At 58.1% G+C, this 9,897-nt stretch carries 11 protein-coding genes; 3 read left to right on the top strand and 8 right to left on the bottom strand.

Annotated features, from left to right (window positions below):
- Nucleotides 1-33: 33 nt before the first annotated feature.
- Entirely contained in the window at nucleotides 34-1,035 is a 1,002-nt protein-coding gene (locus ACR0JI_RS05475; RefSeq protein ID WP_480493586.1) for a DUF2125 domain-containing protein, read from the top strand.
- On the opposite strand, the gene ACR0JI_RS05480 is transcribed toward ACR0JI_RS05475, so the two are convergent.
- The 4 genes from ACR0JI_RS05480 to ACR0JI_RS05495 all read right to left on the bottom strand — a co-directional run bounded on the left by ACR0JI_RS05480 (nucleotide 1,032) and on the right by ACR0JI_RS05495 (nucleotide 5,362).
- The gene (locus tag ACR0JI_RS05480; protein WP_480475418.1) at nucleotides 1,032-1,883 is read right to left on the bottom strand and encodes an extensin-like domain-containing protein; all 852 of its coding nucleotides are present in this window, start codon (nucleotides 1,881-1,883) and stop codon (nucleotides 1,032-1,034) included. The genes ACR0JI_RS05475 and ACR0JI_RS05480 overlap by 4 nt on opposite strands.
- Complete coding sequence (locus ACR0JI_RS05485; RefSeq protein WP_480493584.1) at nucleotides 1,880-2,800, bottom strand: prephenate/arogenate dehydrogenase family protein; 921 nt, start codon at nucleotides 2,798-2,800, stop codon at nucleotides 1,880-1,882. The genes ACR0JI_RS05480 and ACR0JI_RS05485 overlap by 4 nt, the downstream gene beginning before the upstream one ends.
- Nucleotides 2,797-3,882: a histidinol-phosphate transaminase gene (hisC, locus tag ACR0JI_RS05490; RefSeq protein ID WP_480493582.1), complete on the bottom strand. Its 1,086-nt coding sequence runs from the start codon at nucleotides 3,880-3,882 to the stop codon at nucleotides 2,797-2,799. The genes ACR0JI_RS05485 and hisC overlap by 4 nt, the downstream gene beginning before the upstream one ends.
- Nucleotides 3,883-3,946: 64 nt before the next feature.
- Nucleotides 3,947-5,362, bottom strand: coding sequence for an aminotransferase class V-fold PLP-dependent enzyme (locus ACR0JI_RS05495; protein ID WP_480493580.1), 1,416 nt, complete (start codon nucleotides 5,360-5,362; stop codon nucleotides 3,947-3,949).
- A gap of 102 nt (nucleotides 5,363-5,464) precedes the next feature.
- On the opposite strand from ACR0JI_RS05495, the gene ACR0JI_RS05500 reads away from it, so the two are divergent.
- Nucleotides 5,465-5,926 carry an Lrp/AsnC family transcriptional regulator gene (locus ACR0JI_RS05500; RefSeq protein ID WP_480475410.1) on the top strand — a complete coding sequence of 154 codons (462 nt, stop codon included), beginning with the start codon at nucleotides 5,465-5,467 and terminating at the stop codon, nucleotides 5,924-5,926.
- On the opposite strand, the gene ACR0JI_RS05505 is transcribed toward ACR0JI_RS05500, so the two are convergent.
- Entirely contained in the window at nucleotides 5,927-6,799 is an 873-nt protein-coding gene (locus ACR0JI_RS05505) for a LysR family transcriptional regulator (RefSeq protein ID WP_480493577.1), read from the bottom strand.
- A gap of 93 nt (nucleotides 6,800-6,892) precedes the next feature.
- Between ACR0JI_RS05505 and ACR0JI_RS05510 the strand changes: the two genes are divergently transcribed.
- Nucleotides 6,893-7,174 carry a DUF1330 domain-containing protein gene (locus tag ACR0JI_RS05510; protein WP_480475406.1) on the top strand — a complete coding sequence of 94 codons (282 nt, stop codon included), beginning with the start codon at nucleotides 6,893-6,895 and terminating at the stop codon, nucleotides 7,172-7,174.
- Between the two features lie 58 nt (nucleotides 7,175-7,232).
- Here ACR0JI_RS05510 and rpsD read toward each other — a convergent pair whose 3' ends face one another.
- The 3 genes from rpsD to ACR0JI_RS05525 form a co-directional block, all read right to left on the bottom strand.
- Complete coding sequence (gene rpsD / locus ACR0JI_RS05515; protein ID WP_170374584.1) at nucleotides 7,233-7,853, bottom strand: 30S ribosomal protein S4; 621 nt, start codon at nucleotides 7,851-7,853, stop codon at nucleotides 7,233-7,235.
- A gap of 271 nt (nucleotides 7,854-8,124) precedes the next feature.
- On the bottom strand, nucleotides 8,125-8,568 hold the full coding sequence (locus ACR0JI_RS05520; RefSeq protein WP_480475404.1) for a hypothetical protein: 444 nt from the start codon (nucleotides 8,566-8,568) through the stop codon (nucleotides 8,125-8,127).
- Nucleotides 8,569-9,074: 506 nt separating this feature from the next.
- A partial coding sequence (locus ACR0JI_RS05525) for a hypothetical protein (RefSeq protein WP_480493567.1) occupies nucleotides 9,075-9,897 on the bottom strand: 823 nt, incomplete at its 5' end.

A 9,897-nucleotide genomic window follows, 5' to 3' on the forward strand; every position in this document is an offset into this window, starting at 1 on the left:
TCAATTCCGAGGCAGGAAAAAGGGCCAAAGCTCATGCGCCGTGTCATACGAGTGATCATTTTTATCGGCGTCCTGTGGAGCGCATATTGGTTTGTCGCCGGATATGGTCTGCGCGCGGCAATCACTGGCTGGTTTGATCAACAACAGGCGCGCGGCTGGCTGGCTGATTTCTCGGACGTCACAACGGCAGGGTATCCGACCCACCACTTGACCCGCCTGAACAATCCCGTCCTTGCAGACCCGGTGAATGGCACAGCCTGGCGTGCGGACTGGATCGAATTCGAAAGCCCCGCGATCTGGCCCGGCCGGCAGGTGCTGCGGTTTGCCGAGACGCCGCAACGACTGTCTTACTACGATCAAACCTCAACGATTGTTGCCGATGAATTGATTGCAGAACTACAGTTGCAGCCCGGCGTTTCGCTTGTGCTTGAGAAACTGGCGCTGACGGCAGGGGCGTGGTCGGTGACCGAGAACACCACTGCACTGGCCGCCGGGGACACCCTGAGCCTGATCATGGCGCAAACATCCCAGCCCGAAGCCTATGCCATTACCGCCCGCGCGGATGGGTTCACACCCGGTGACCGGTTGCGGGCCCTTATGAATTCGGCCGCGTCGCTGCCGCAGTCCTTCGAAACACTGGAACTGGACATGGTCACCACGTTCAGCAAAGTCTGGGACAGGTCAGCGCTGGAACACAGCAGACCGCAGCCCGTGGCCATCGACCTGCGACTGGCCGAGATCAAATGGGGTGGGTTACGCCTGTTTGCGGCTGGTAAGCTGGATGTTGACTCACAGGGTGTTCCGAGCGGTGAGATCGCCGTCAAGGCCGAGAACTGGCGCGATATGATCGACATGGCTAACGCGGCAGGCGCCCTGCCCGATCAGGCGGTTGATCCTGTCACCCGTGCACTGAATTTTCTGGCAGGGCTGGGCGGCAACCCCAACGCGCTGGACCTTCAGCTGAACTTCCGGGATGGTTTTGTAGCCCTGGGGCCGGTGCCGCTGGGCCCTGCCCCGCGGCTGATCCTGCGTTAACGGCAATACGCTCCGCTGCGGTAGCGTGCCGTATCCAGATGGAAATGATCGCGATGGTAGCCGTCCGAGTTCGGCCCCAATACCGTACCGAACGGGCCACACGCACCGCGCCAGATCTTCTGCAATTGCTTCTGTGACGGGTTCTTGCGCCATCCTTCCAGGACGGTCACGACTTCACCATCGGCCAACTTGAAGGCCGAAATATCGATGGCGCGTCCTTTGCCGTGCTCGGAAATCCGCGCGCCCTTGCGGTTGTTGCGAGTTCGGCATGCATAATGGGCTGCCACCTGCAATTCGACCACCGGGCCGCGGCGTTTGAAGGTGGGTTTGACCGTTTTGTCGACCCATTTGTTCAGCGCAACTGCGGTGCCGCAATCCATCGTCGCCGGGCGGCTGAGTGCCACACCGGAAACAGAGGTGATCTGCACCGCATCTTTTACGCCACAGGCCGAGTTGTGGCTGCCGACCCTGCCGACGGGCTTGCCCTGAATGGCGATATCTCCGCAAACTGACCCTTTACGTAGCTTGCGCTTCTTGAAAAGCACCTGCTGTTCAAGCGATTCAGGTCTCAAGTAAGGCATCAGCGACGTGTCGGGCCCCAGCAGTGGCAATTCCGATGGTCGCGCCAAGGCGGCAGTGACCTGCGGTGAAACCGGGCGTGAGATAGGGCGCAGATCAGTTATAGCCGCCACTGAAACCGGGGCAATGGCAGACACAACCTGAACGTTGTGCTGATCCAGAATCGGACGTGCGGGAGGAACCAGAGATCGTTCCAGAGGTGTTGCCTGTGTGGCCACTGCGCACAACGCCATGATCCCGATCAGAAATTGCCCCCGGTATAACCTCATGAACCTGCCTTTCCCCGCCCGAAATCCGGTGCGTCGGTGTCCTGCCCCGCATCGATGATGCCGCGACGAATAGCACGGGTATGGGTGAAGTAGTCAAACAAATGTTCCCCGTCCCCGGTCCGGATGGCACGTTGCAGCGCAAACAGCTCTTCCGTGAACCGGCCCAGGATTTCCAGCGTCGCGTCTTTGTTGGACAGGAACACATCGCGCCACATGGTCGGGTCGGATGCGGCGATGCGAGTGAAGTCCCGGAAACCCGCGGCCGAGTATTTGATCACTTCGCTATCGGTCACCCGGCGCAGATCGTCGGCCACACCAACCATCGTGTAGGCGATCAGGTGCGGCGCATGGGACGTGACGGCCAGCACCAGATCGTGATGATCGGCGTCCATCTCATCGACATGGGACCCCATACCTTCCCACAACGCCCGAAGGCGGGCGATTGCATCCGGGTCGGTCCCTTCGACGGGCACCAGCAGGCACCAGCGATTGTCGAACAATTTGGCAAATCCCGATTCCGGACCGGAATGTTCCGTCCCTGCCAAAGGATGCGCGGGAATGAAATGTACACCTTCGGGGACATGCGGCTGAACCGCCTGAATGACATGCCGCTTGACCGACCCCACGTCCGACAGGGTCGCGCCGGGTTTAAGCACGGGCGCGATGTCTTCTGCGACGGCCCCCATTGCCCCCACGGGCACGCAAAGAACGACAAGATCCGCACCTTCGACCGCTTCGCGCGCCGTGTCACAGACGCGGTCGCACAGCCCGATTCTGCGCGCCGTGTCACGTGTCGCTTCGGACCGGGCATAGCCGGTCACTTCCCCGGCCAGGCCCCCACGCTTGATCGCCCAGAACATGGAGGAGGCAATCAGGCCAAGCCCGATCAGCGCAACCCGGTCGTATATCTGGCTCATGCTGCGCCCTCTTTGAATGCTGTAATCGCCGCAACGACGCGGCGGCAGGCTTCCTCATCGCCCACGGTGATCCGCAGGGCATTCGGCAGGTTGTAGCCTGCAACCCGGCGGACAATCAAACCCTGCGTCTTCAGATAGTCGTCACAGGCCTCGGCCTCGGTCCTGTCGGCAAAACGCGCGAGGATGAAGTTGGTGCAGGACGGGTCCGAGGGTACGCCGACCTTGTCCAGCTCCTCGGCCAGCCACACCCGAAGGCGCGCATTTTCGGATTGGCAGAACGTCAGGAATTCGACGTCGCTGATCGCTGCTTCGGCTGCAGCCAGAGCTGTCAAAGACAGGTTGAAGGGCTGACGCACCCGGTTCAGTACATCGATAATCGATTGGTGCGCATACCCCCAGCCGACCCGCATCCCGCCCAACCCGTACACTTTCGAGAATGTACGGGTCATGATCACGTTCTCATACGCATCCACCAAAGACGCGCCGCCATCGAAACCGTCGACGAATTCGGCATAGGCACCGTCCAGAACCATCAGGCAGGTATCGGGCAGACCCTGCGCCAGACGGTCCAGTTCGTCGTTCGAGATCATGGTCGAGGTCGGGTTACCGGGGTTGGTGACAAACAAGATCCGCGTCTGGCTGGTTACGGCGGCCAGAATGGCACCCACATCAACTTTGCGGTCGCGCTCGGCCACCATGACCGGCGTGGCACCTGCCATGCGGGCGATGATCGGGTACATGGAGAACCCGTGCTCGGTATAGATCACCTCATCCCCCGGCCCCGCATAGGCCTGAGCGATGAATTGCAGCACCTCGTCGCTGCCGACACCGCAGATGATCTGCGCAGGGTCCAGCCCGTGACGTGCGCCGATAGCCGCGCGCAAACTGGCGTGGTCGGTGTTGGGGTACCGATGCAAGTTTGCCGCGCTGTCGCGCACCGCCTCAATCGCCTTGGGGCTGGGGCCGAACGGGTTCTCGTTTGAGCTCAGCTTGATCACATGCTCAACCCCCGCCACATGCGACTGACCGCCCTGATACAGCGCGATGTCCATAATGCCGGGTTGCGGGGTGATCTTGGTCATGAGAGGCTCCGTTGATTGGGCCCCTCATACCTGTCTCAACGGATTGAGAAAAGCGACAATTCCATCATGCGGCCTTGAAGCGCGCAGTCGCCGGGTCGGCGTTGTAATACGGCACGAATTCCTCGGTACGGCGGGACAGGTCATTGACACTGTCGATGATGAATTGAACTGTTTCCTCGCTCATCAGGTACGAGAAATTCAGGCGTACCCAGCCGGGTTTCTTCATCTCTTCGCCCGCAGACAAGGCCGCGTGCAGCGCCTCGGATGCGGGGCGATCAATCCCCAGAAGGCGGTGGGCATAAGGCCCTGCGCAGGCACAGCCGCCACGTGCCTGAATGCCGTAGACGTCGCTGAGCATCCGGGTAAACAGCTGCTGATGCACAGGCTGTCCCGCGTTGTCGCGCACGAGGAAAGAGAAGATCGGCAGGCGATGCGGGTGATTGACCCCAAGCAAGGTCAGGTTCGGATTATCCTTCCACCCGTCCAGCGCCATCTGGTTGTACTGCGCCTCGCGCCTTGCAATTTCTTCCGTGCCGACGACATCTTTGACGATAAAGGCCAGCGCCGCGCGGATGTCGCCAATCACGTTGGGCGTTCCCGCCTCTTCCCGCGCAGACAGGTCCGCGCTGTAGTCATGCCGCCACGGTGACACGAAACTGACGGTGCCGCCGCCCGGCCAGCTGGGGCAGTTCCGTTTGGCCGCAGCCCGGTTTACGATCAGAACACCCGACGCCCCCGGACCGCCCGGGAACTTGTGCGGGGAAACGACAATCGCATCCTTGCGCGCGTCCACCGGCCCCATATCCATCGGCAGGTAAGGCCCGCCCCCGGCGTAATCCCAAATCGCCACGGCACCGTGCGCCTTGAGCAACCGAGTCACCGGATTAGGGTCCGTGACAATTCCGGTTACATTGGACGCCGCCGAAAAGGAACCGATCAGAAGATCTGCGCCTGCATGGGTCAACAGCGCGGTTTCCAGCGCCCTCAGGTCAACCCCGCCGCCTTCGGCCTCGGGGATTTCAACCACAAGTGCCTTGCTTTCCCGCCACGGCAGGATGTTCGAGTGATGCTCGTACGGACCAATCAAGACAACCGGTTGGTCGGCCTCTGCCACCCCGAGCAGGCTGACCAACCGGTTGAGCCCCGCAGTGGCGCCAGACCCGGTGAAGATCACCGCATCCTCTTCCTGGGCACCAACAATGCGGGCTATTTCCGCCCGCGCCTCGCGGCGCAGATGTGTCATGTAGGATCCGCAGTAAGAGGCCTCGGTGTGGCTGTTCGCATAAAACGGCAACACATGTTGCGCCACAAAATCTTCGACCTGCCGCAAGGCGCGACCCGAAGCGACGTAATCCGCATAGACAAGCGGCACGTCTCCATGCAGACCCGGGATCAGAACATTCTCTCCGATCAGCCCATCGCGCAGGTTTGAATTGTGAGCGGTGGAACAGAGTTCCGCACGAAACTTGGACAGGGACATTGCATTGGCTCCTAACTGTCCGAGTAATGTGATTTATTATTCGCGCGAAAACTTCACCTTTCTTTGCGTGTATTTTTAATTTATTGTGTCATATGATCAAACATGGCACAAAAATTAGATCAAATTGACACACGACTTCTGAAAGAGCTGCAAAAGGACGCCACTCTGTCGCAACGGGAATTGGCGGATCGTGTAGGGCTTTCCCAGAACGCCTGCTGGCGACGTCTGAAGGCTTTGAACGAAGATGGTGTCCTGATCGGTTCAACCGCCCGCATCGCACGCGAGAAATTGGGGCTGAGCCTTGTGGTCTTTGTTATGCTGCGCACGCGGCATCATTCGACCGAGTGGCTACAGGCCTTTCGCAGCCACGTTCTGACGATCCCCGAGGTCGTGGATTTTCATCGTATCGGCGGTGATTATGATTATCAGCTGAAAGTCGTCACACAGGATATGGCATCTTACGACAAGGTGTATCAACGGCTGATCGAAAAGGTCGAGCTGGACAGTGTCACGTCGTATTTCGCGATGGAAGCAATCGCCGAAGGACGACCATTGCCGATATGATCACGCCGTAAACAACGGGCGTTTTTGCTTGAAAAAGGGCACCGCGATGTCGCGGAATGCGACCAGTTTTGCCGAAGGCCAAACATCCGGATGCGCCACGATCCAGATATCTGCGTAGGGTTGCGGTGAAAGGACCGGAACCTGCACCAAGCCCCGGAGTGAGCGGCCCAGAAACACCGGCATACGCACAACGCCCAACCCTGATTGTGCGGCACCCGCCATCGCGACCATGTCATCAAAGCGCATATGTATGCGCGAGTTTGGATAGATTTTGTCGACGCCGTCCGGCAGGTTCGGTTGCTTTTCGTAAAGCAACCAATCCACGGGCGCGTTCGGATCTTGCTGCATTCGCGCGGCCCATTCCGACGTGGCAAAACAAGCGCTGTGCTGTTGCGTCAGGCGCAGACCTTTCAACGTATCGCCGGGGTTGCGGCTGATCCGGATCGCAATGTCGGCTTCGCGTCGATTAAGGTCCAGAATCTCGTTTGCCGCGCGCACCTGCAAAGACACAGCAGGGTGCCTTTGAGCAAACTCGCCCAGCGCCGGGGCCAGCACATGGGCAATTAACAGTTGCGGCGCGGTTAAGGTCAGCTGCCCTTCCAACCGGGCATCCCGCCCTGACAAACCGCGCAGCATCGCATGTTCTGCGCTTTCCATCCGGGCAGCATATGCAGCGACAAGATGCGCTGCTTCTGTCGGCCGATACCCGTCGGTTAGCCTTTCGAACAGCACTTCGCCTGTCGCCGCTTCGGCGCGCACTATACGGCGGGCAACAGTTGTGTAGTTGACGCCAAGCTCTTGTGCCGCGGCGGACAGGGTGCGCCTGCGGACCACGGCGAGTACGGCCCGGTAATCATCCCAATGAATATCCATACATGCAAATTCGCACATCATTGATGCAAATACACGCGTTTTCGCAAAGCAGATCACACCCTAGCTTTTGCCCACACATCAAGGAGCAAAGCCATGATCTATGCCTACGCAAAACTTACCGTAAAGAATCCCGACGCGCTGGCCGCTTATCGCGAACAGGCCGGGCCTGCACTGGCCCGCCATGGCGGAAAGGTCGAACACGCCACCGCAGAAACAACCGCGCTGGACGGCGCGCCGGACTTGCCTGACGTTGCAGCTCTGCTTTCCTTTCCCAACCGGGACGCGGCGCTGGGATGGATCAACGACCCGGAACTAAAAGACATCCACGAGCTGCGTCGCAGCGCAGGCGCGTCGGATATCGTTCTGCTGGGCTGAAAATGAAAAGAGCCGCACCCAAAGGTGCGGCTCTGAATTCTAGGTCGAAATGCGAAGATCAGTTCTTCGCGTAGAATTCGACGACCAGGTTCGGTTCCATCATGACCGGGTACGGCACATCGCTCAGGCCCGGTGCGCGAACGAACGTTGCAGTCATTTTCGAGTGGTCGGCATCGATGTAGTCAGGAACATCACGCTCGGCCAGGGCAACAGCTTCCAGAACAACAGCCAGTTGCTTGGACTTGTCACGCACTTCGATGACGTCGCCTTCTTTGACGCGGTAGCTGGGGATGTTCACCCGCTTGCCGTTCACTTTGACGTGGCCGTGGTTCACGAACTGACGCGCAGCGAAGACGGTCGGTACGAACTTGGCGCGATAGACGACGGCGTCCAGACGGCGCTCCAGCAGGCCGATCAGGTTTTCACCGGTGTCGCCTTTTACACGCTCGGCTTCGGCATAGATGCGGCGGAACTGCTTTTCGGTCAGGTCGCCGTAGTAGCCTTTCAGCTTCTGCTTGGCACGCAGCTGCAGACCGAAGTCCGACAGTTTGCCCTTGCGGCGCTGACCGTGCTGGCCGGGGCCGTATTCACGACGGTTGACCGGGGATTTCGGACGACCCCAGATGTTTTCGCCCATCCGGCGGTCGATTTTGTACTTGGCAGACGTGCGTTTGGTCACGGCTGATCTCCTTCTTTAGGTCGATGCCCAAACGGGCAACTATGAAGGGCGTTGTCCTCTTGAGGTTTCCCTCATGACAGGCTTCCCCTTGCGGGGGCCACCAACACCAATGAAGCCGCGCTTATATCCGCAAAGCCGGCAGAGTCAACACGGCATTCAACGCAGTTTCGAATATCTGCAAAGATATGTTCGCCGCAGGCAGCACAGGCCCCTGCGCGCATAGCGACGGTTGCCGTCACACCGCTTTCAGCAAGAAAAATACAGGTGGCGTTCAGGCCGGAAATGCAACGACATTCCCGCCGCCTTCAACACCCGCCTTGTGCACCATCACAACCTCGGTCACGTCGACGATCCAGAATTCTTCATCCCGTGGTGGGCAAGCGCCATCGAAAACGATGGTCGGCGCTGCATCATTGGTGTCGGCAACAAGGTTGGCTGAAAACCGCTGCGACCCATTGGTAAGTGTCAAAGCGCCGGTCACATTGCCGGAAACTTCCCGGACAATCGGAAAGCGGTTCTGCAAACGGGTTGCAGCGCCCCGCGCATATCCTATCTGTTCTATGCTGTTTTCGGCCTCAGCGCTCAGCACTATCGCCTGTCCGCGCCATGACCAAGCCGCGCCGACGGCCAGACAAGCCAGAGGCGCGTCCTCGAGTCCGTCAATTTCAGTTTGATCCCATGAAATGGCTACCTGACCGTTAACTCCGGCTCTCATCTGCCCACTCGCACTATTTAACATCCCGATATTCAATCATTGCTTATCAGCACAAAATCCGGCGGAAAAGAGACGGGAATGCAGCATTCACAAGAATGTTGCAGAAGTGAATCAAAAATATGTGTTCGACCTGAAATCAATACGCGCCTGCGAACAATCCCGTGTCTTGTTCGTTGCCGGCCGTCCGAACATCAACTGGCTGCGACTGATCAGGGTTCGAAATAGAAACCACCGCCCAGAAAAGCGATGGCCACGCTTGCGTGGCCAGACACTCAGTCTTTCGGGTCAAATTGATGAGCGCTGACTTTCGTGTTCCGTTGGGCATATATAGCCCATAATCGGCAGCCATCAAAAACTAAAACATTGATTTTTATATATATTTAATATCACCCTTGGTCATACCGCGGCCACTTCGCCCATCTTGACAACTCATTGTCGCCCACCAAAAATTTTGGCAACAAAAAAGCCGCCCCGAAGGGCGGCTGCTACTTCAGCTTTTTGTTCTTCTAGAATTCTGAGGTTCTGTAGAGCTCCACTCCTGCCGCCTTGGGTTCCCAAACTGGCAAGATCCCTTGAGATTTTAATTTCCTTCGAGCTTCCGGAACTGTTGTTTCCATTCTCGTCGCAACGTCGGTAATCTTTTGATAGTCCACCTTGAAACGGTCCACGCTAGCAGGGTTAACAAGATCGCGCATCTGCCCCATGTGTCTAGTTTGTCCGCAAATTTTCAGGACCGGTTCCATTCCGTCTGGTGGAGTTCGAAGAAGGAAGTCGACTGAGGTGGCAGAAAGGCCAAGCTTTCGCGCGACATCCGAAATCGATTTCCCGGGAGAACCACTTCGGCAACCGAGTTTTTCACCCACTTCTGCCAAGTCAACAAGTACAGATTGGTAACGGAGTTCTTCGTCGAGAAGCTGAACTCCAGTTAGTTGCCTTTGGAGCAACAGTTCGACAATCTTGATAGAAGGCACTTTCAAGGCTTCAGCCGCATTGGCAATTCCCAACACACCCTCTGAGGGTTCTGAAACGGGCTGCCCAATACTGCGCAAACGGCTCACAAATTTGTCCAGGTCATTTGCATCAATTCCCTGAGCAATGCTCCTTCGACCATCTCTAAGGCCCGCGATTGGTTTAAGCATGCCGGCTTCGATCAGCTGAGCCACTTGGGGCCGTTTGCAGCCTAGGTATTTTGGAACCTCTGAAATCGGAACCGAACGCCGCATCCTGCTGAGAAGGTCTGTTGATTTCCGCTGAGAAGTGACCCGGTAAGCCAGATAATTTTCACTGAGAATTGACCCATGTGAGCACATTGCCCCGACGTTTTCGTTT

The organism is Ruegeria sp. N10, assembly GCF_056531545.1.